Source organism: Micromonospora sp. LOL_024 (assembly GCF_048060415.1).
In the GTDB taxonomy this organism is placed as follows: domain Bacteria; phylum Actinomycetota; class Actinomycetes; order Mycobacteriales; family Micromonosporaceae; genus Micromonospora.
Genome location: NZ_JBHMIS010000008.1, coordinates 98,621 through 118,002, shown reverse-complemented (window position 1 = coordinate 118,002; position 19,382 = coordinate 98,621). Strand labels below are relative to the sequence as shown.

At 71.3% G+C, this 19,382-nt stretch carries 18 protein-coding genes; 6 read left to right on the top strand and 12 right to left on the bottom strand.

Annotated elements, in window-relative coordinates; all coding sequences use genetic code 11:
* The first annotated feature begins 28 nt into the window (after nt 1-28).
* Nucleotides 29-478: a metallopeptidase family protein gene (locus ACFHWY_RS12035; protein ID WP_092380744.1), complete on the top strand. Its 450-nt coding sequence runs from the start codon at nt 29-31 to the stop codon at nt 476-478.
* A 54-nt stretch (nt 479-532) separates the two neighbouring features.
* Here ACFHWY_RS12035 and ACFHWY_RS12030 read toward each other — a convergent pair whose 3' ends face one another.
* From ACFHWY_RS12030 to ACFHWY_RS12005, 6 genes are all read right to left on the bottom strand, one after another.
* Nucleotides 533-790: a WhiB family transcriptional regulator gene (locus ACFHWY_RS12030; protein WP_092380743.1), complete on the bottom strand. Its 258-nt coding sequence runs from the start codon at nt 788-790 to the stop codon at nt 533-535.
* 469 nt (nt 791-1,259) lie between these two features.
* A complete protein-coding gene (locus ACFHWY_RS12025) occupies nt 1,260-1,610 on the bottom strand; it encodes a phospholipase (protein ID WP_416580238.1) in 351 nt (116 codons plus the stop codon).
* Between the two features lie 15 nt (nt 1,611-1,625).
* Entirely contained in the window at nt 1,626-3,020 is a 1,395-nt protein-coding gene (locus ACFHWY_RS12020) for a DUF4331 domain-containing protein (protein WP_416580237.1), read from the bottom strand.
* A gap of 189 nt (nt 3,021-3,209) precedes the next feature.
* Entirely contained in the window at nt 3,210-3,491 is a 282-nt protein-coding gene (locus ACFHWY_RS12015) for a hypothetical protein (protein ID WP_416580236.1), read from the bottom strand.
* 155 nt (nt 3,492-3,646) lie between these two features.
* Nucleotides 3,647-6,157 (bottom strand): bifunctional FO biosynthesis protein CofGH, encoded by a 2,511-nt coding sequence (locus tag ACFHWY_RS12010; RefSeq protein ID WP_416580235.1) that lies wholly within the window; start codon nt 6,155-6,157, stop codon nt 3,647-3,649.
* 77 nt (nt 6,158-6,234) lie between these two features.
* On the bottom strand, nt 6,235-7,335 hold the full coding sequence (locus ACFHWY_RS12005; RefSeq protein ID WP_416580234.1) for a hypothetical protein: 1,101 nt from the start codon (nt 7,333-7,335) through the stop codon (nt 6,235-6,237).
* A gap of 97 nt (nt 7,336-7,432) precedes the next feature.
* On the opposite strand from ACFHWY_RS12005, the gene cofD reads away from it, so the two are divergent.
* Both cofD and ACFHWY_RS11995 read left to right on the top strand, forming a co-directional pair.
* Complete coding sequence (gene cofD, locus ACFHWY_RS12000; protein ID WP_416580233.1) at nt 7,433-8,380, top strand: 2-phospho-L-lactate transferase; 948 nt, start codon at nt 7,433-7,435, stop codon at nt 8,378-8,380.
* On the top strand, nt 8,377-9,465 hold the full coding sequence (locus ACFHWY_RS11995; RefSeq protein ID WP_416580232.1) for a coenzyme F420-0:L-glutamate ligase: 1,089 nt from the start codon (nt 8,377-8,379) through the stop codon (nt 9,463-9,465). Before cofD ends, ACFHWY_RS11995 begins: the two co-directional genes overlap by 4 nt.
* Before the next feature lies 1 nt (nt 9,466).
* Here the strand turns inward: ACFHWY_RS11995 and ACFHWY_RS11990 are convergent, their stop codons facing one another.
* On the bottom strand, nt 9,467-10,459 hold the full coding sequence (locus tag ACFHWY_RS11990; protein ID WP_416580231.1) for an ArsR/SmtB family transcription factor: 993 nt from the start codon (nt 10,457-10,459) through the stop codon (nt 9,467-9,469).
* A gap of 361 nt (nt 10,460-10,820) precedes the next feature.
* Here ACFHWY_RS11990 and ACFHWY_RS11985 point away from each other — a divergent pair, with 361 nt between their 5' ends.
* Entirely contained in the window at nt 10,821-11,435 is a 615-nt protein-coding gene (locus ACFHWY_RS11985) for an NUDIX hydrolase (RefSeq protein ID WP_416580230.1), read from the top strand.
* Here the strand turns inward: ACFHWY_RS11985 and ACFHWY_RS11980 are convergent.
* The gene (locus ACFHWY_RS11980) at nt 11,404-12,495 is read right to left on the bottom strand and encodes a mannose-1-phosphate guanylyltransferase (protein ID WP_416580229.1); all 1,092 of its coding nucleotides are present in this window, start codon (nt 12,493-12,495) and stop codon (nt 11,404-11,406) included. The genes ACFHWY_RS11985 and ACFHWY_RS11980 overlap by 32 nt on opposite strands.
* Nucleotides 12,496-12,543: 48 nt before the next feature.
* Nucleotides 12,544-13,689: a glycosyltransferase family 4 protein gene (locus tag ACFHWY_RS11975; protein ID WP_416580228.1), complete on the bottom strand. Its 1,146-nt coding sequence runs from the start codon at nt 13,687-13,689 to the stop codon at nt 12,544-12,546.
* 151 nt (nt 13,690-13,840) lie between these two features.
* Between ACFHWY_RS11975 and ACFHWY_RS11970 the strand changes: the two genes are divergently transcribed.
* Nucleotides 13,841-14,530, top strand: a complete 690-nt coding sequence (locus ACFHWY_RS11970; RefSeq protein ID WP_416580227.1) for a TIGR03089 family protein — start codon at nt 13,841-13,843, stop codon at nt 14,528-14,530.
* 48 nt (nt 14,531-14,578) lie between these two features.
* On the opposite strand, the gene ACFHWY_RS11965 is transcribed toward ACFHWY_RS11970, so the two are convergent.
* Together ACFHWY_RS11965 and ACFHWY_RS11960 are read right to left on the bottom strand one after the other, a co-directional pair.
* A complete protein-coding gene (locus ACFHWY_RS11965) occupies nt 14,579-16,564 on the bottom strand; it encodes an acetoacetate--CoA ligase (protein ID WP_416580226.1) in 1,986 nt (661 codons plus the stop codon).
* A 173-nt stretch (nt 16,565-16,737) separates the two neighbouring features.
* The gene (locus ACFHWY_RS11960; protein ID WP_416580225.1) at nt 16,738-17,262 is read right to left on the bottom strand and encodes an acyl-CoA thioesterase; all 525 of its coding nucleotides are present in this window, start codon (nt 17,260-17,262) and stop codon (nt 16,738-16,740) included.
* 23 nt (nt 17,263-17,285) lie between these two features.
* Here ACFHWY_RS11960 and ACFHWY_RS11955 point away from each other — a divergent pair, with 23 nt between their 5' ends.
* Nucleotides 17,286-17,936 (top strand): hypothetical protein, encoded by a 651-nt coding sequence (locus ACFHWY_RS11955; protein WP_416580224.1) that lies wholly within the window; start codon nt 17,286-17,288, stop codon nt 17,934-17,936.
* 85 nt (nt 17,937-18,021) lie between these two features.
* Here the strand turns inward: ACFHWY_RS11955 and ACFHWY_RS11950 are convergent, their stop codons facing one another.
* Nucleotides 18,022-19,185 carry an acyl-CoA dehydrogenase family protein gene (locus tag ACFHWY_RS11950; RefSeq protein WP_416580223.1) on the bottom strand — a complete coding sequence of 388 codons (1,164 nt, stop codon included), beginning with the start codon at nt 19,183-19,185 and terminating at the stop codon, nt 18,022-18,024.
* Nucleotides 19,186-19,382 lie beyond the last annotated feature (197 nt).

The following is a 19,382-nucleotide window of genomic DNA, read 5'->3' as shown; positions in this document are numbered from 1 at the left end:
GAGCCGCCCGGACGCTACCCTTTGGCTCATGACGAGCCCGGAGAACCGCCGCCCCGGCCCCGGCCGGCGCGCCCACCGCGACCGGCACGGGCGCGGTCTGCGCGGGCGGTTGGTGCCGGCCACCGTGCCACTGGCGCGAACCAAGGCGGAGATCTTCGACGACCTGGTGCTGGACACCGTCGAGGCGCTCGAACGCCGGTTCGCCAAGGAGTTGGCCGGCGTCGAGTTCGCCGTCGAGGACGTGCCGCCCGACCTGAACGTCTACGACTCCGACGTGCTTGAGGACGGCGAGGTGCCGCTCGCCCGACTGCTGCCTGGCCGACCGGGTCGTCAGGAGGTGCCACCGCGGATCGTGTTGTACCGGCGACCGCTGGAGTTCCGGGCCATGGATCGGGAGGATCTCGCCGACCTGGTGCACGATGTGATCATCGAGCAGGTGGCGAACCTGCTCGGTGTCGACCCGGACGAACTGGCCTGAGCGTCGGCCAACCTCGGGCGGGACGGCCCTCAACCGTCCCCACCCGACGACGCGTCAGGCCACCCGGCGCTTGAGCTTACGCCGCTCCCGCTCGGATAGCCCACCCCAGATCCCGAACCGCTCGTCGTGCCCGAGAGCGTATTCGAGGCATTCCGTCTTGACCTCGCACCGCGAGCAGATCCGCTTCGCCTCGCGGGTCGAACCGCCCTTCTCGGGAAAAAACGCCTCCGGGTCGGTCTGCGAGCACAACGCCCGCTCCTGCCACTCCGGCGCGTTTCCGAGCAGGTCGGCCGCCTCAAGCTGGCCGTCCATCTGTTGCCTCCTTGTCGCGCACCGACGTCTTCGCCGCTGCAACCCCCCACGCGAAAGGCGTGCTTTGTCCGTCCGGTCCGAAGTGATACGTTCCGCGCGAACAACCCCATTCAAATTACACGCGTGTAATACGTGCGTCGTCAAGCCAAACTTGATAATGGAGTCGCCCTCCCGACACGCACCCGACCGGACCGGCCGGACCACCCCGCCTCGTCCTGCCCCTATCGATTCAGACCCCGGCCGAGTAACGCCCTCCCCGGCGAGTTGCCCGAGTTTTCTCCCGTGGCGCATGGTGCGCGGCGGGCGGATCACCCCTCCCCCGACCCCGGGAGGACCTCCCGTCGAGATCTATTGATCTTGAGCCGCAAGATTAACCCGACTTCGCCAACCTCGCCCGTCGGCCCCACGCACAACGACCGCGTCCCGCCCACATCGTGGACGGGACACGGTCGTGAAGTAGGCGACGAGATCAGTCAGTCGCCACGGGTGCCCTGGCCGGCAAGGCGAACTCGGCAACGAAGCCGCCGGCCACAGTGACCGATCCGACCGGCGTGTCGTTGTCCCACCAGACGGTATAGGGGCCTGCCGGCAGATCCGGGTAGACGGCACTGTGGAAGGTGCCGTCCCGGACCTGCCGCTCCCGCACTGCCGAATGCGTGCGCGGCTCGCCGTCACGGTCGGACCGGCTCACCTCAATCTCCCGGCCGAGCAACTGACGTCCCGTATAGATGATCAGGGCGCCGGTGTCACCACCAAGATCGAGAACGACGGTCGCGGTCCCCGAGGGCCCGTACGTGTGCGAATGCTCGTGTCCGGCCATGTCCCCGCCTCCTGGTCAGGAATCCACCGACGGGTTGTTGAACCCGTCATAGGGCGAGCCGAGGAACGGAAAGCTGCGGAGGAAGGGCGCGGTCACGTCCGCGGCACTCAACCCCGGCGTCACCGCCGCCGCCGCGGCGTCCGGCTGGAAGTTCCGGTCCACCAGCGGCACGGTCAGCCCGGCGATGGCCCGCAGTGCGATCGTCACCACGTCGTCGGTGACCCGCCGGCCGTTCGGGAAGCCCGCCAGGTCACCACCGAGCAGACCGAACTGGTTGGGGCGGCTCGCCGGTGGGATCGCCGTGTTCAACCGCAGCATGTCGGCCTGGACGTCCCCGGTCACATTGGTGAACCCGTCGATCAACCCCTCCGGAATGCCGGTGAGCAGGATGGCGACCAGGTCCGCCCGCGCCTGCTCCGAGCTGTTCAGCTCCTCCAGATTGGGAAAGACATCCGGGTAGAGCACCGGGAGCAGGGCAGCCAACTCCGGCCGCTCGACGAACTGCGCGAACCGCTTGTCCTCCGAGGGCGGCAGGGTGTTCCACAGGTCCTTCTGCGCCATCGGCACAATGACCTCGTTGAACAACGGATTACCCAACCTGGACACCTGGGTGAAAGGTCCGGCGTTGGTGTCCGCCGCCGACCGGTCACCAAGCACCCGCACCTGCCGGCGGGACGCCGAGGTCCACACGCCGATCACCGAGGCGGGTTCCTGCCAGTGGTAGCGGTCCGCGCGACGACGCACCCGGTCCAGCGGCACCTGGAGCGCCAGGCTGTGCACGTTCATCCGGTCGGTGGCGTTGACCGGCTCGCCAGCCTCCTTGAAAATCTTCTTCCCGGCCACGTGCAGCTGCTGGAACGGTCGCAGCGTACCCAGATCGAAGATCGCGCCCAGGTCGACGAAGAAGCCGTCCGCGCGCTGCCCGGCGAAGACCCGCTCCCCGGTGGAGAGCTTGAACGTGGCCTGACGCACCAGCTCGCCGTACTTCGGGGTGGACAGTGGACCCACGTTGCAGGGCGGGCAGGGCAGCTTGCGCGCCAACCGCTCCTCCCGGCCCCCGATGATCCGGGTCAGGCTGTAGAACTGTCGCCGGTTCCAGTTCTCGCTGTCCAGAGCATCGATCGGCCCGGTGTTGTAGAGAAAACTGTTCGGGTTCGTGATCTCGGTGGTGAACTCGAATCGGTAGGTGACATCCGGTCGACCGTCACCGTTGTTGTCGAGATGGATCTCGTATCGCACGTCGTCACCGAACTCGAAGAAGTTCGGCCCGCCGGAGGGCAGCTGCAGCGGTACGTAGTTGGCGATCAGCGTCACCGTGTCCGGGCGGTCCGGGGTGACGAACGCGTATAGATCAGATGAGTCGGCAACCGGATCCTTGGCGATTTCCGGTGCCTCGCGGTGTGAAGACATGAAGGACCCACCTCACTGGCGAAAAAGTGAAATCAACGGCCGGCCGGGCGCCGAGAACCTGCGCCGGGCCGGAAGACGCCGGCCCGCACGGTGTGCCGGGCGGGCGGAGCACGCTCAACGCCGGCGGCAGGGCCAGTCGGGGCAAACACCACGGCCGGTGCGGCGTGGCAGGGTCGGACGGGCATCCGCTCAGCGCCGGGCGGCTCGGCGCAACCGGTCAGCCAGACCCCGGTCCCGTACCTCGATGCGGGACTCGCCGACGAACACGTCCATAGCGCCGGACCGCACGTCCCGCAGGTGCACGACGATCGTCTCGTCGACGCCGGCCGCCGCCTGGTCGTCGCCGTCCCCGGCGAGCGAGAGCCCCGGTACCGCGAGGGCGGCGGCGCCGAGTGTGGCACTCGCCGCCGCCGTCAACGTCTGCCGACGGGACAGCTTCGGCCAACGCCGCTTCCGCTTGTCAGTAATCATGGCAACCTTTCCGGCGGCGGCGCGCACGCGCCCGCCTCAGGGAACGGGGCTCACGACAGCGCTCGCCAGCCCCGATTGAGGGGTGCCGGCGGCGGTCTCGCCGCTACCGTCGCCGGCATCGACAGGTACGGGCGGCGACGGAGAATGGTTCGACGCTACGAGGTTAGGTAACCGTACGCAGTCGTGCGCTCACGCGCGGGCCGTCCCGCCGCCGCCGCGATCGCCCGCAGCTGCTCCTCGGTACGCGCCGAACCGTTGCCGGAGCCCGCCATCCGGGAAATGGTCTCCTCCATCAGGGTGCCCCCCAGGTCGTTGCAGCCACTACGCAGCAGCTCCGCCGTTCCCAAGTCACCGAGCTTGACCCAGGAGCACTGGATGTTGTCGATCCGGCCGTGCAGCAGTACCCGCGCCATCGCGTGCACCACCCGGTTCTCTCGCCAGGTCGGCCCCGGTCGGGCGATTCCCGCGAGGTAGATCGGGGCGTTGGTGTGCACGAACGGCAGCGCCACGAACTCGGTGAAGCCGCCGGTGCGGTCCTGCACCCCGGCCAGCACCCGAAAGTGCGCCAGCCACTGGCCAGGATGGTCGACGTGGCCGTACATCATCGTGGAGCTGGACCGGATCCCCAGCTCATGGGCGGTGCTGACCACCTCGACCCAGGCGGCGGCCGGCAGTTTGCCCTTGGTCAGCACCCAGCGCACGTCGTCGTCGAGAATCTCCGCCGCGGTACCCGGAATGGTGTCCAGCCCCGCCTCGCGCAGCCCGGTCAGCCACTCCCGCACCGACGCGCCGGCCTTGGCCGCGGCGGTCACGATCTCCATCGGCGAGAAGGCGTGCACGTGCATCTGTGGCACCCGCGCCTTGATTGCCCGGACCAGGTCGGCGTAGATGGTCACCGGCAGCTTCGGGTCGATGCCACCCTGAAGGCATACTTCGCTGGCGCCGGCCTCCCACGCCTCCTGCGCCCGGTCGGCGACCTGCTCCACCGACAGCCGGTAGGCGTCGGCGTCGCGTTCCCGCTGGGCGAAGGCACAGAACCGGCAGCCCACGTAGCAGACGTTGCTAAAGTTGATGTTGCGGTTGACCACGTAGGTGATGTCGTCGCCGACCGCCGCCTGACGCAGCCCGTCGGCGGTGCGACACAACTCGTCCAGCGCCGGGCCGTCCGCGGCGAGCAGGGCGAGCACGGCATCGACGTGCCGGGGCTCCAGCAACGCCGCCGGGTCGTCCGCGGCCAGCCGCAGCCCGGCCCGCAGGTCGACGTCACCGAAACCCGCGGTCGCCTGCCGCCCGACCTTCGCGGCCACCTCCGACCAGTCGCCGTAGACGTGGTCGAAGTCGCCCCGCCGATCCGCCGTCCGACCGACGGTGTCGATGGTGGCGTGCAGGTCACTCCGACCGCCGTACGTCTCGTCGGGCTCCTGCCACGGCCGGCCCACCGGCCGGGCCGACTCCACGGCCAGCCCGGTCTCCGGGTCCGCCAGCGCCGTCACGTGTGGCAGCAGGCGGGGATCCAGCCACGGTTCGCCGGCGGTGACATACTCCGGGTAGACGGTCAGCCGCTCCCGCAGGGTGAAGCCGGCGGCGGCGGTACGCTCCGCCAACTCATCCAGTTCCGGCCAGGGACGCTCCGGGTTGACATGATCCGGGGTCACCGGGGACACCCCGCCCCAGTCGTCGATGCCGGCCCGCAGCAGCAGGTCGTACTCTCCGGCGATCAGGTTCGGGGGCGCCTGGATCCGGGCCTTCGGCCCGAGCAGCACGCGCGCCACCGCCACGGTGGCGGCCAGGTCGTGTAGCTCAGCGTCGGGCATACCGCGCATCGCCGTGTCGGGCTTGGCACGGAAGTTCTGCACGATCACCTCCTGGAGGTGGCCGTACTCCCGGTGCGCCCGCCGCATCGCGAAGATGGCGTCGACCCGCTCGCCGAGGGTCTCACCGATGCCGATCAGGATGCCCGTGGTGAACGGCACGCCGACCCGACCGGCGTCGTCCAACACCCGCAACCGCACCGCCGGTTCCTTGTCCGGCGAACCGTGGTGCGGGCCGCCCGGCGTGGACCAGAGCCTCGTCGCCGTGGTCTCCAGCATCATTCCCATGCTGGGCGCGACCGGCTTGAGTCGTTGCAGCTCCGACCAGGAGAGCACGCCCGGGTTGAGGTGCGGCAGCAGGCCGGTCTCCTCCAGCACCGCCACCGCACAGGCACGCAGGTAGTCCAGGGTGGACTCGTAGCCCCGTTCGTCCAGCCACTGCCGGGCCGCCGGCCAGCGCGCCTCCGGCCGGTCACCGAGGGTGAACAGAGCCTCCTTGCAGCCCTGTGCCGCGCCGGCCCGGGCGATGGCGAGCACCTCGTCGCGGTCGAGGAAAGCCACCGGCAACCGGTGCGGCACGGTGGCGAAGGTGCAGTAGTGGCAGCGGTCCCGGCACAGCCGGGTCAGCGGGATGAAGACCTTCTTCGAGTACGTCACCACGTTGGGCCGGCCGGCGTCACGCAGACCCGCGTCGCGGACCGCACCGGCGATGCCGAGCAGCTCCTGCAAGGCCGATCCCCGGGCGGTCAGCAGTGCCGACGCCTCATCGACGTCGAGCGCCCGCCCGGCGGCGGCCCGGCGCAGCGCCCGCCGTACGCCCGCGTCGCCCGGCCCAGGCTCGCTCCGATCAACCATCCGCCCAGCCTATGCGTTACCACCGGGTGCAGTCTGCGCCCCGTGGCCAACCGCACGCTAGTACGGCCCGCCGGTCGTCATCGGGGATCGTCACCCGGGTCGATCCGCTGGGTGCGATCGGCGTCGCCGTCCGCCGGTCGCGGAACCACCTGGGTCGGCTCGGCACCCTGACGCGGGATGCTCTGGGTCGGATCCGCTGCGGCGGGCTGCCCGAACGGCGGCGGAGCCGACTGGCCGTGCAACGGCGGAGCCGACTGGCCGTGCAACGGCGGAGCCGGCGAGGACGGCGCGGCCGGTGGCACCGCCGGCTGACCGTGCGGCGGCCAGGTGTGCGGTGCCGCCGGCGGCCCTCCGGCCGGGTTTGCCTGGCCGGCCGTCGGCCACCCCGGCTGGCCACCGGACTGGCCCGGGCTCGGGTAGCCGCCGGTCGCCTGTTCGCCGGACCGGCCGCCGCTCGGATGGTAGCCGGCGGGCTGGCCGGCACCAGGGTGACCAGGCTGCGCAGGGTGACCAGGCCGCGCAGGGTGACCAGGCTGCGCGCCGCCGTAGCCGGCGGACTGATCGCCGCCCGGCCAGCCGCCCGGCTGGACCGGCGGCCACCCGCCGGTCTGGTAACCGGCCTGACCCGGGCCACCCGGGTGCGGCCAGCCCGGCTGCGGCGTGCCGTACAGGCCGGGCTCCGCCCTGGGCCGGGGCACGTGGTACAGCCGCTGCCAGACGCTCCACACCACATACGCCGCCACCGCGAAGAGCGCCACCCAGGCCGCCCGGCTGAGCATGCCGGTCATCGCGTCGAAGACCTGACCCTCGGCCAGCCGGCCGACCACCCAGATCAACAGCGTCAGGCCGCCCAGCACGGCACTGGCCGCGTACTCGCCGAGCGCCACCTGAGTGATCAGCTTCGCCCGCGCAACGACCGGCGCCAGGTGGGTGGCGAGCAACACGGCCAGCACCGGCAGGACGACGGCCTCCACCCCGATGAAGGCGGAGAACGAGCTCTCGGCACGCCCGGTCACCGTGCTGTGGGCGCCCTGCGGCGTGAGCAGCCGGATCAGCCCGACGAAGAGGAAGACGGCATTCGCGCCCAGAAGCACGACGGCGACGAGTTCACGCAGCGGCCCGGTCACCTGGCGGGCCGGGGTCGGGTCGGTGGGCGGGGGCTCGGCGGGGCTGGTCACGAACTCTCCCTGGGGCGAAAGCGGACAGATGCCGACGTGAGCCTAGTCTCCCGGGGCATCCCGGTGCCGCAGGCGTCACGTAGGCGAGGATGAGCGGATGCGGATCGTGGTTCTGACCGGGGGAATCGGCGGTGCCCGGTTCCTGCTCGGAGTGCGGGCGTACGCCCGCGAGGTGGGTGCCGAGGTGACCGCCGTCGTCAACGTCGGCGACGACCTGCGGCTGCACGGGCTGCGGATCTGCCCAGATCTGGACAGCGTGCTGTACACCCTCGGTGGTGGCGCCGACCCGGAGCGGGGCTGGGGCCGGGCCGGAGAGACCTGGACGATCAAGACGGAACTGGCCACGTACGGGATCGAGCCGAGCTGGTTCGGACTCGGCGACAAGGACATCGCCACCCACCTGGTACGCACCACCATGCTGGACGCCGGATACCCGCTGCACCAGGTCGTCGACGCGCTGGCGACCCGCTGGCAGCCCGGCGTACGTCTGCTGCCGGCGACCGACGACCGCCTGGAGACCCACGCTGTCACCGAGGTCGACGATGGCCAGCGGGCGATCCACTTCCAGGAGTGGTGGGTGCGGCACCGGGCACAGCTGCCCACCCGACGGTTCGTCTTCGTCGGCGCGGAGGCGGCGAAGCCCGCACCCGGTGTGACCGAGGCGATTGCCGGCGCCGACGTGGTGCTGCTCGCGCCGAGCAACCCGGTGGTCAGCATCGCGCCGATTCTGGCCGTGCCGGGCCTGCGGGAGGCGTTGGTGGACGGCACCGCTCCGGTGGTGGGCGTGTCTCCGATCATCGGTGGCGCACCGGTACGCGGCATGGCCGACCGCTGCCTGGCGGTGGTCGGCGTCGAGTGCAGCGCCGCCGGGGTCGGCGGGCTGTACGGGGGCCGGGCCGTCGGCGGCCTGCTCGACGGATGGCTGGTGGCGGAGGAGGATGCGGACGCGATGGTGCCGGACGTGACCGTCCGCGCGGTGCCGCTGAGGATGACCGACGAGGCGACGACGGCGGCGATGGTCCGCGCGGCGGTGGAGTTGACGTGAGGCTGGAGATTCTTCCGGTGCCCGGCATCGGGCATGTGACCGAGGGCGACGACCTGGCGGCGTTGATCGGCGGCGCGGCACCCTGGCTGCGTGACGGCGATGTGCTGGTGGTCACCAGCAAGATCGTTTCCAAGGCTGAGGGGCAGTTGGTGGACGTCCCGGCTGACGGCCCGGACCGGCAGGCCGCCCGGGACGAGGCGCTGGCGGCGGAGACCGTCCGGGTGGTGGCCGCCCGGGGGGGCACCCGGATCGTGCAGACCCGCCACGGCTTCGTGATGGCCGCGGCCGGGATCGACGCCTCCAACGTCGACAAGACCCGGTTGGTGCTGCTTCCGAGGGATCCGGACGCCTCGGCCCGGGCGCTCCGTGCCGCACTGCGCGAGCGGAACGGCGTGGACGTGGCGGTGGTGATCAGCGACACGATGGGCCGCCCCTGGCGCAACGGGCTGACCGACGTCGCCCTCGGCGTCGCCGGGATAGACGCCATCCGCGACCACCGGGGCGAGGTCGACCCGTACGGCAACGAGCTGACGCTGACCCAGATGGCTGTGGTCGACGAGTTGGCCGCCGCGGGCGAACTGATCAAGGGCAAGTGCGACCAGATGCCGGTGGCGGTGGTCCGCGGCTACCTGTCGGCGCCGCTCACGGAGAACCCCGACGGGGCCAGGGCGTTGATCCGGGACGCGTCGATGGACCTCTTCTCGCTCGGCACCGCGGAGGCGAAGGCCGCCGGTCTACTCACCGCCGCCACCCTGCCGGATCAGCCGGGCGCCGTAGCAGCCGACCCGGCGGCGGTGGACCGGGCGATCGCCATCGTCGCCAAGGTGGTCGCCCCCGGCACGGTCTTCACCCAGGTCACCGACGACGACGTGCGGACCGGGCTGGTCACCATCGTGCCGGGCTGGCCGGCACACGCCACCGGTCTGCTGCTCTGCTCACCGCCGACCCCCGTGGGGCCGGTCCAACTGGTCCGCTTCGGCACGGACGTACAGCGCCTGCGTACCGCCCTCGCCGCGCAGGGCGTACCCACCCAACTCCTGCCCCCGCCTGGCGACACCACCGCCGCCGCCACCCTCGCCCTCTGAGTCAGTGGTTGAGGACGGCACGGCCGAGGGGGGTCAGGGTGTGCAGCACGGTGTTGCGGTCGCGGTGGCTGACCAGCAGGCCCGCGTTACGTAGCACGGTGGTGTGCTGGCTGGCGGCGGCCGGTGAGATGCTCAGCCGGCGCGCCAACTCGCCGGTGGTGCAGCCGTCGTCGCTGGCGGCCAGGACCGCAGCCCGGTTACGACCGAGCAGCGCGGCCAACGCCGACCGGCTGGCGCCGCCCGACCCGGCCCCGTCGGCGGCGGTCAGCCCGCCCAGCCGGTCCACCGGGTAGACCAGTACTGGGGGCAGCTTCGGGTCGACCAGCGCCACCGGCGTATTCGAGCAGAAGAACGACGGCACCAGTAACAGCCCCCGACCCCGCAGGTACAGCTCGCGGGTGCTCGGGTAGGCGGGGACCGCCAGCACGCCGGGCTCCCACCGCACGCCCGGCAGAAGATTGGCCAGCAGCCCTTCGATGCCACCGTCGAGCATGGTCCGCGCCCGCCTGGCCCGGTCTGCTTCCACCGCACCCTGGACCTGCGGCCAGTACGGCCCGAGGGCCAGTTCGCGGTAGCGGCCGATCGTCGTTGCCAGGTACTCCAGCGCCTCCGGTTCGCCCCGGGCCAAGGCGGCGGCACCGGGCGGCAGGCCCCGGCTCCTGGCGAGCAACGTCAGGTCGCGTTGCAGCAGCGCGACCGGCGTACGCCGCAGCGCTTCCATCCCCGCCTCGAACCCGTGCACGCTGTCGTAGGGGGTGAGGAAGTCGGGGAAGTAGCCACGCGGCGGGCTCAACGAGGAGAGGAGTCGCAGGGCGCCGACGTCCTCCTGCTGGCGCATCCCGCGCGACACCTCGCGCCGCCAGCCGGCCAGCAGCGGGTCACGACTGCGCCCGGGTAGCAGGTGCAGGCTCAGCACCACTTCCCAGAACGGATCAGCCGCCGGAGCCACCCTGGTCCGGCGGATGTCCTCGCCGGAGAAATGGATCTTCAGCATGGAACAGCTCCCCGTCACCTGGCTGGAGGGGCGCCCGGCAACCTCAGAACTCTACCCGGCCACCACGACCTCGGATTGTTAAGCCTGAGCTGAAACACCTCGACGCCCGCATGCCGTTTCCGCCATGCTTCCCATGCCGGAGGGGGCGACGCGCGTTGGACAGGCGTCCGCTCCTTCAGGTGCCCGAGGACGGGACGATCGGCCGGGCGGCACATACGAGGGTCTGCGGCTCATGAATTCCGCAGGGGTGCCGCCCCGCCATCGTCCCCGTACCTCGTTGACCTGTGCGACCCCGCCTCCCCGTTCGCCGGTGTACCGGATCCGTGCCCCTACGCTGTACGGAGCCGGAAGGAGGGGCCGCTTGTCAACGCCTCAAGTATCGGAGGAGTCCCCGCTCGACAGCGCGGGACAATGGGCCGACCTGCACGCCGACGCGACGTCGGTGCTCAGCGACTGGACACCGACGAGCCCCGACGCGGCCGCTGCCCGCGATCGAACTCTCGGGCTGCTGACCGACGGTCCGGTCGGGCTGAGACGCGAGCACCGGGTCGGCCACGTCACCGCCAGCGCGCTGGTGTTCGACGCGACCGGTTCCCGGGTGTTGCTCTGCCTGCACGGCAAGTTCCACCTATGGGTGCAGCTAGGCGGGCACTGCGAGCCGGGCGACCGGACCCTGGCCGAGGCGGCACTGCGCGAGGCCACTGAGGAGTCCGGCATCACCGGACTGCGCATCGATCCGGTGCCGGTCGACGTGGACGTGCACACGGTGGGCTGCCAGGGCGGTTCACTGCATCACGACGTCCGCTTCGCGGTCTTCGCTCCGGCTGGAGCGGTGGAACAGGTGAGCGCGGAGTCAGCGGCGCTGGGTTGGTTCCCGCCGGACCAGCTGCCGCACCCGCTGGCCGGCGGAACGGCCCGGCTCGTCGCGCCCGGTCTGGCGGCCTTCAGACGAGCTTCTCCTCGCCGCGCGCCTTGAGCTCGTCCACGATCGACTTGACGTCCTGGGCCCGGTCGCGCGGGCAGACCAGCAGCGCATCCGCGGTATCGACCACGATCAGATCCCGTAGGCCGACACCGGCCACGAACCGGCCGGACTGCGAGACCACCACGGTGCCGCTGGTGTCGCGCAGCAGCACCTCGGCCTTGACGTCGCCGCCAAGCACCACGTTGCCGTCGGCGTCCGCCGGCAGGACCTCGCCGAGGGTGTGGAAGTCACCCACGTCGTTCCACCGGAAGTCACCCGGCACGGTCGCCACCCGCCCGGCACCGGCCGCGCCCTCCATCACCGCGTAGTCGACCGAGATCTTCGTCAACGTCGGCCAGATCGCGCCGAGCGCGTCGTCCTGCTCGTCGGTGCCCCAGGCCGCCGCGATCGTGGTGACACCGGCGTGCAGGGCGGGCTGCTGGCGGGCCAGTTCGGCGAGGAATGCCGACACCCGCCAGACGAACATGCCGGCATTCCAGAGGTACTGTCCGGAGCGCAGGTACGCCTCGGCCACCTCGGCGCTGGGCTTCTCCTTGAACTCGACGACCGGGCGCAACGGGCCGTCACCGACCGGTTCGCCGGTCCGGAGGTATCCGTAACCGGTCTCCGGCCGGGTCGGGGTGATCCCGACGGTCATCAGCAGCCCCTGCTCGGCCCCCCGGACCGCCTGCTGGACCGTGGCCACCCACCGCTGCGGTTCGCCGATCAAATGGTCGGCGGCGAACGAGCCCATGACCGCGTCCGGGTCACGCACGGCGATCACCGCCGCGGCCAACGCGATGGCCGCGCAGGAGTCCCGGGGCGAGGGCTCGACGAGGATGTTCTCCTCCGGCAGACCGGTCAGTTGACGGGCCACGGCTGCCGCATGGGCGGCGCCGGTGACCACCATGGTGCGCGCGGGGGTGGTCAGCGGCTCCAGCCGCTGCACCGTCGCCTGGAGCAGCGACGCGGCGGTGCCGGTGAGTGGGTGGAGAAACTTGGGATGACCGGCGCGGGACAGCGGCCACAACCTCGTACCGCTGCCACCCGCCGGAATGACGACATAGATCACCAGGACATCATGCCCGAACTGTCCCGACCGGACGTCACGGTTGCGGCCTCAGGCCCGCGCCCTGGCCCACGCCGAGATGTGCACCTCGGCGCTGGACTCCCAGGTGAACTCCTTGGCCCGGTCGAAGCCGGCCTTGGCCAGCGACAGCCGGCGCGGTTCGTCGTCGAGCAGCGCGGCCAGGTCGGTGGCGATCTGCTCCGGGTCCTCGCTGGTGTACGCGACCGCGTCGCCGCCCACCTCAGGCAGCGACAGGCGGGGCGTGGTGAGCACCGGGGCGGCGCAGGCCATCGCCTCCAGGATCGGCAGGCCGAACCCCTCCCCGTACGACGGGTAGGCGGCCACCAGGGCTCCGCCCAGAAATCCGGGCAGGTCGCCGTAGCGCAGGTAACCGGGGCGCAGCAGCCGCAGGTGCGATGGCACCTCGGCGACCGCCCGGTCGATGTCGTCGTCGTGCCCCTGCCCACCGGCCACCACCAGGGCCGGCGGGTCCTGCCGGCCGGCCACCGCCCGCGCCCAGCCCCGGATCAGGTTCGGCACGTTCTTGCGTGGCTCCTTGGCGCCGAGGAACGCGATGTAGCTGCTACTGCCTAGCCCGAGGCGGGCACGCACCCGGGCCTTCTCCTCGTCGCCGGGGGCGTGGAAGGCGGCCTGGTCCACCCCGTGGTACGCCACGTCGATCCGGGTCGGGTCGGCGTCCAGCAGCCGGATCAGCTCGTCGCGGGTCGCCTTGCTGGGCACGATCACCCGGTCCGCGCGCCGCAGCGAGGTCTTGATGGCGCTGCGGAAGAAGGTGCGGCGGGACTTGTCGTAGTGCTCCGGTTCGGTGAAGAAGGTGGCGTCGTGCACGGTCACCGTGATCGGACAGCCGGCCCGCAGCGGGCAGGTGTAGAAGGGCGAGTGCAGCACCTCGGCACCCACCTGCTGGGCCAGGAGGGGCAGGCCGGTCTGCTCCCAGGCGAGCCTGGCGGGCCGGTGCGCGACCGCCGCGGGGGCCGGGACGATCTCCGCGCCGGGCAGCGTCCTGCGGTACCGCTCCAGGTCCGTGCGAAGACTGACCACGACCAGGTCGACCGCCGATCCGCACACCTTGTCGAGGGCACCGAGCAGCCCATCGACGTATCTACCGACGCCGCCGCGATCGACGGGGACACTCGTGGCGTCGATGAGCACGCGGGGCGGGCGACCGGCGGTCACTTGGCGACTCCTTGCGGTGGCGAGACTGTGGGGAACGACACTCCGGCCAAGCCTACGCCGGAGCCGGGTACGGGCGCTGACTGCGACCCGACGGTACGCCGACTTGTCGCTGTCATCGAATACGGCCGTCAGAGGCGTATCGTTCGCGTCGATGGCCGACAACATTGCCCGGGTTTTCGTCGACGCGATCGCGACCGATCCCACCCGACCGCTGCTGACCTGGTACGACGACGCGACGGGCGAGCGCACCGAACTTTCCGGCGCGACGCTGGCGAACTGGGTGGCCAAGACGGCCAATCTGCTCGTCGACGACCTGGCCATCGGTCCCGGCGAGACCGCGGCGGTGCTGCTGCCGCCACACTGGCAGACCGCGGCGGTGCTGCTCGGCTGCTGGTCGGCCGGATTGACGGTGTCCGGGAAGCCGGGCGACGTGGACGTGCTCTTTGCCGCCGCGGACCGGGCCGCCGAGGCGGACGCCTGGTCGGCCGCCGACCGGTACGCGCTCGCCCTGCACCCGTTCGCGCTACCACTGCGCGAGGTTCCGACCGGCTTCGCCGACTACGTCACCGAGGTGCGCGTCCACGGCGACCACTTCGGGGCGTACCCGGGCGGCGGCCCGGCGCACGCCGCCCTGCGCGCCCGGGCTGCCGACCGCGCCACCGAGCTGAACATCGCCCCGGGTGACCGGGTGCTCGTGGACGTCGACCGGCATCCGGACCCGCTCGACTGGCTGCTGGCCCCGCTCAGCGCCGGTGCCAGCCTGGTGCTCTGCGCCCACCCGGACCCGGCCCGGCTCGCCGACCGTCGAACGACCGAGAAGGTCACCCGCGCCCTCTGCTGACTCGCCCCGCGATGATCGGCGGGGCCCGCCGCTGCGCCGATGAGACCGTCAGGTGGCCGACCCGGTGTCGGGGGCGCGACGGTGGGCCAGGGCGGCGAAGGCGGTGAGGGACTCGGGGTTGGTCAGGGCGCCCTTGGCGGCGGCCTGGTCGACCGGGGTGCCGGTGAGGATCTTTTTTACCGGCACCTCGAGCTTCTTCGCCGACAGGGTGCGCGGAACCGCGCGGACCTGGTGGATCTCGTCGGGCACGTGCCGGGGCGACAGTGCGGTACGCAGCTCGCGGCAGATCTTCCGCCGCAGCTCGTCGTCGAGGTTCACGCCGTCGGTGGGCACCACGAACAACAACAACTCGCCGGCACCGCCCTCGTCGTCCTCCAGGTGCACCACCACCGAGTCTACGACCTCGTCCAGCCCCTCCACCACGGAGTAGAACTCGGCGGTGCCCAGCCGCACGCCGCCCCGGTTGAGGGTGGCGTCGGAGCGGCCGGTGATCACACAGCCGCCCCGGGAGTTGACGGTGATCCAGTCGCCGTGCCGCCACACCCCCGGGTAGAGGTCGAAGTACGCCTCCCGGTAACGGACGCCGTCCGGGTCGTTCCAGAAGCCCACCGGCATGCTCGGCATCGGTTCGGTGATGACCAGTTCGCCCAGCTCCCCCACGACGGAGGTACCGTCGGTCGCGCGGGCCTCGACCTTGGCGCCGAGGGCCCGGCAGGTGATCTCACCGGCGTGCACCGGCAGCAGCGGCACACCGCCGACGAAGCCGGTGCACACGTCGGTGCCGCCGGACAGTGACTGGAGCTGGAGGTCCGCGCCGACCCTGTCGTACACCCAGGTGAAGCCCTCGGCGGGCAGCGGCGCACCGGTGGAGCCGAGCCCACGCAGCGCGGCGAGGTCCGCGATGTCGCGCGGCACCAGCCCGGCCTTGCGGCAGGCCAGCAGGAACGGGGCCGAGGTACCGAGGTACGTGGTGCCGGTTTCCTCGGCCAGCCGCCACAGCGCACCCAGGTCCGGGTGGCCCGGGTTGCCGTCGAACAGCACGATCGTCGCGCCCACCGCCGGCCCGGAGACCAGGAAGTTCCACATCATCCAGCCGGTGGTGGTGAACCAGAAGAACCGGTCGGCCGGGCCCAGGTCGTGATGCAGGGCGAGCATCTTCAGATGTTCCAGCAGGATGCCGCCGTGGCCGTGGACGATCGGCTTGGGCAGCCCGGTGGTGCCGGATGAGTACAGCACGTAGAGCGGATGGTCGAACGGCACCGGAGCGAAGGTCTGCGGCTCGTCGGTCGCGGCGGCCAGTTCGGCCCAGGAGATCGCGCCCGGCGGCGGCGTGGCCCCCGGATCGAGGTAGGGGACGGTCACGGTGTGCCGCAGGGACGGCAACGCGGCCCGGATCGCGGCCACCTCGGCCCGCCGGTCCACCGGCTTGGCGCCGTAGCGGTAGCCGTCGACGGCGACCAACACCTTCGGCTCGATCTGCTGCCAGCGGTCGGTGACGCTGCGGGTGCCGAACTCGGGGGCACAGGAGGAGAAGATCGCGCCGAGACTCGCCGTAGCCAGCAGCAGCACATACGTCTCGGGGATGTTGGGCGCGTATGCGGCCACCCGGTCGCCGGTGGTGACGCCGAGCCGGCGCAGTCCGGCGGCCACCCGGCGGACCTGCTCACGCAGCTCGGCGGCGGTGAGGGCGACCGACGACCGGGTCTGCCCGGTGGCGATCACCACCTGGTCGTCGTCGGCCCGGCCGGGCATCCGGAGCACGTTCTCGGCGTAGTTGAGGGTGGCACCGGGGAACCATCGGGCGCCCGGCATGTGCCGCCCGGCCAGGGTGGCGGTCGGCGGGGTGTGCGCGACGACGTCGAAGTGGTCCCAGATCGAGCGCCAGAAGGCGTCCAGGTCGGTGACCGACCACCGCCACAGCGCGTCGTAGTCGGCGAACTCCAGGCCGCGGTGCTCGGCGAGCCAGCGCAGGTACGCCCCGATCCGTGACCGCTGGAGTACGTCCGCCGGTGGCGTCCACAGCACGTCAGTCACTGGTCCACTCCTCCCCTGGCCCGGCACGACGCTGTGCGGTGGGCCGTGGCGCCATCTTGCCCTACCTCGAAGCGCCATTCTCCGTAGCCGACCCCCACCAGCGCATGTGCCCGTCCCACACGCCCCACCCCAATCCAGTGTGGGCCGGTGGGCACGTTACGGCACGGGGACGTTCAGCGCGGCTCGCCGCGCGCCGCCTGGATGGCGCGGCGACGGGCCAGCCGGTGGGCGCGGCGAATTTCCGCCTCCCGCCAGCGACCCTCGTCCTCCGGCGTCTGCGGCAGCACCGGTCGCACAGGACGGGGAGCGCCGCCCACCTCGACGCCGACGAAGACGAGGTACGCGGTGGCCACCCGTACCGGCGTCTCCTCGGCCGAGTCCCAGCGCTCCGCCATCACCCTCACACCGACCTCCATCGAGGTCTGCCCGGTCCAGTTGACCTGGGCGTAGGCGTGCACCAGGTCACCCACCCGGACCGCCTCGGAGAAGACGATCTCGTCGATCGCCGCGGTTACCGCGGTGCCACCGCTGTGTCGGGCCGCCGCCGCTCCCGCGACGTCGTCGACGAACTTCATCAGCACCCCGCCGTGCACGGTCCCGTAGAGGTTGACGTCGACGGCGGTCATGATCCGACTGAGGGTTACCCGGGAGTACGACGTCGGCTTGCCCGGCAGGGCGGTGGCGAGGTGCTCGGTCATGTCGAAAAAGGTACGGTGCGCGGATGCGACATCTGTGGAGCTTCCTCGCAGGGCTGGTGGTGGTGCCGGTCACCTGGGTACTGGTCGCCCTGGGGCAGGGCGGGTCGGCCAGCACCCTCGACCGGTGGGTCGAGATCGGCACAGCCAACACGGCCAACCTCATCGAACCGGCCGTCTACCTCGCCGTCGGCGGCGTCGTGCTGGGCCTGCTCGGCACGCTGCGCATCTCACCGCTCGGACCGCTGGTCGCCGGGCTACTGCTGGTCACCCCGTACGTCGGGCTGTTCGTCGCGCCGTTTCGGGTCCGCGAACGTATTCCGGACAGTTGGAAGTTCCTCGGTGACCCGCTGCCGCTGCGACTGCCGGTGGAGAACGGCACGCTGTTCCTGATCGGCGTGCTGCTGCTGGTGGCGACGTTCAGCGGGCAGCGCTGGCGACGCTGGCCGGCACCCGTGGCGGCATCGGCACCGGTGGCCGACGACGCGTCCGGGGGCGACTCGACCGCGAACGACTGGCCGCCGGCCACCCCGTCGGCGGAACGGGACAACAACCCGCTGACCCTGGGCTACCCGGATCCGACACCGACCGAGCCGCTGCCCCGGCGCACCGGGGGTGGGTCACCCTGGTCGGCACCGCCGGGCAACCTGCCGCGCCGCGACGACGCCACCAACTGACCGACGCCACCGAACGACTCCTGCGGGCCGAACACGCCGGCCGCCCCTCCGCCCGACGGCAGCCCGCCGGGCGGAGGGGCGACGGTCAGCCCTTGAGCAACTGGCGGGCCATCACGATGCGCTGCACCTGGTTGGTGCCCTCGTAGATCTGGGTGATCTTCGCGTCGCGCATCATCCGCTCGACGGGGTAGTCCCGGGTGTAGCCGTAGCCGCCGAGCAGCTGCACCGCGTCTGTGGTGATCTCCATCGCGGCGTCCGAGGCGAAGCACTTCGCCGCCGCGCCGAAGTACGTGAGGTCGGCGTCGCCGCGCTCGGACCGGCCGGCCGCGGCGTACGTCAACTGCCGGGCCGCCTCCAGTTTCATGCCCATGTCCGCGAGCATGAACTGCACGCCCTGGAACTCGGCGACCGCCTTGCCGAACTGCCTGCGCTCGGCGACGTACCCCTTGGCGTAGTCGAGCGCGCCCTGGGCGATGCCGACGGCCTGCGCGGCGATGGTGACCCGGGTGTGGTCCAGGGTCGCCATCGCGGTGGCGAAACCGGTGCCCTCGGTGCCGATCATCCGCTCCGCCGGGATCCGGACGTTGTCCAGGTAGACCTCGCGGGTCGGGGAACCCTTGATGCCCAGCTTCTTCTCCGGCGCTCCGAAGCTCACCCCCGGATCGGACTTCTCGACCACGAAGGCGGAGATACCCCGCGAGCGGGCGGCCGGGTCGGTCACCGCGAAGACGGTGTAGAACTCCGAGACGCCGGCGTTGGTGATCCAGCGCTTCACGCCGTTGAGCACCCAGTGATCGTCGTCACGTACCGCACGAGTGCTCATCGACACCGCGTCGCTGCCGGCCTCCGGCTCGGACAGGCAGTACGAGAACATCGCCTCGCCGCTGGCGACGGGAGTCAGGTAGCGGCGCTTGATGTCATCTGACCCGGCCAGCAGGAGCGGCATGGTCCCCAGCTTGTTCACCGCCGGAATGAGTGAGGACGAGGCGCAGGCCCGTGCCACCTCCTCGATCACGATCGCCGTGGCCAGCGCGTCCGCCCCGGCCCCGCCGTACTCGACGGGAACGTGCGGTGCGTGGAAGTCGGCGGAACGCAGGGCGTCGTACGACGCCTTCGGAAACTCGCCGGTCTCGTCGGCCTCGGCGGCGTGCGGAGCCACCTTCGCCGTACAGACCTCACGGACCGCCTCCCGGATGGCCTCGTGCTCCTCGGGCAACCGGTACACGTCGAACGACTGATCTGCGGCCATGTCGGCCCCTCCCCTTCACCGCTATCATGCGCAGTCTGTAGCGTCACCGGGACGCCCACCGCGCAGACTGAAGGATAACGACCACAGTTCAGGCGATGTTACCGGCGCGTAGGCTCGGCCATGACGGAGCTCCGACGCCGCTCGGCGATGATGGAACAGATTGGGAACGAACCCTCCGGCGCCCCGTCCTGGCGCCG

Excerpts from the sequence above, each read along its gene's own strand:
- ACFHWY_RS12035 (WP_092380744.1), top strand. The coding sequence starts at position 29 with ATGACGAGCCCGGAGAACCGCCGCCCCGGCCCCGGCCGGCGCGCCCAC.
- ACFHWY_RS12030 (WP_092380743.1), bottom strand. The coding sequence starts at position 790 with ATGGACGGCCAGCTTGAGGCGGCCGACCTGCTCGGAAACGCGCCGGAG.
- ACFHWY_RS12025 (WP_416580238.1), bottom strand. The coding sequence starts at position 1,610 with ATGGCCGGACACGAGCATTCGCACACGTACGGGCCCTCGGGGACCGCG.
- ACFHWY_RS12020 (WP_416580237.1), bottom strand. The coding sequence starts at position 3,020 with ATGTCTTCACACCGCGAGGCACCGGAAATCGCCAAGGATCCGGTTGCC.
- ACFHWY_RS12015 (WP_416580236.1), bottom strand. The coding sequence starts at position 3,491 with ATGATTACTGACAAGCGGAAGCGGCGTTGGCCGAAGCTGTCCCGTCGG.
- ACFHWY_RS12010 (WP_416580235.1), bottom strand. The coding sequence starts at position 6,157 with ATGGTTGATCGGAGCGAGCCTGGGCCGGGCGACGCGGGCGTACGGCGG.
- cofD (WP_416580233.1), top strand. The coding sequence starts at position 7,433 with ATGCGGATCGTGGTTCTGACCGGGGGAATCGGCGGTGCCCGGTTCCTG.
- ACFHWY_RS11990 (WP_416580231.1), bottom strand. The coding sequence starts at position 10,459 with ATGCTGAAGATCCATTTCTCCGGCGAGGACATCCGCCGGACCAGGGTG.
- ACFHWY_RS11970 (WP_416580227.1), top strand. The coding sequence starts at position 13,841 with ATGGCCGACAACATTGCCCGGGTTTTCGTCGACGCGATCGCGACCGAT.
- ACFHWY_RS11960 (WP_416580225.1), bottom strand. The coding sequence starts at position 17,262 with ATGACCGAGCACCTCGCCACCGCCCTGCCGGGCAAGCCGACGTCGTAC.
- ACFHWY_RS11955 (WP_416580224.1), top strand. The coding sequence starts at position 17,286 with ATGCGACATCTGTGGAGCTTCCTCGCAGGGCTGGTGGTGGTGCCGGTC.
- ACFHWY_RS11950 (WP_416580223.1), bottom strand. The coding sequence starts at position 19,185 with ATGGCCGCAGATCAGTCGTTCGACGTGTACCGGTTGCCCGAGGAGCAC.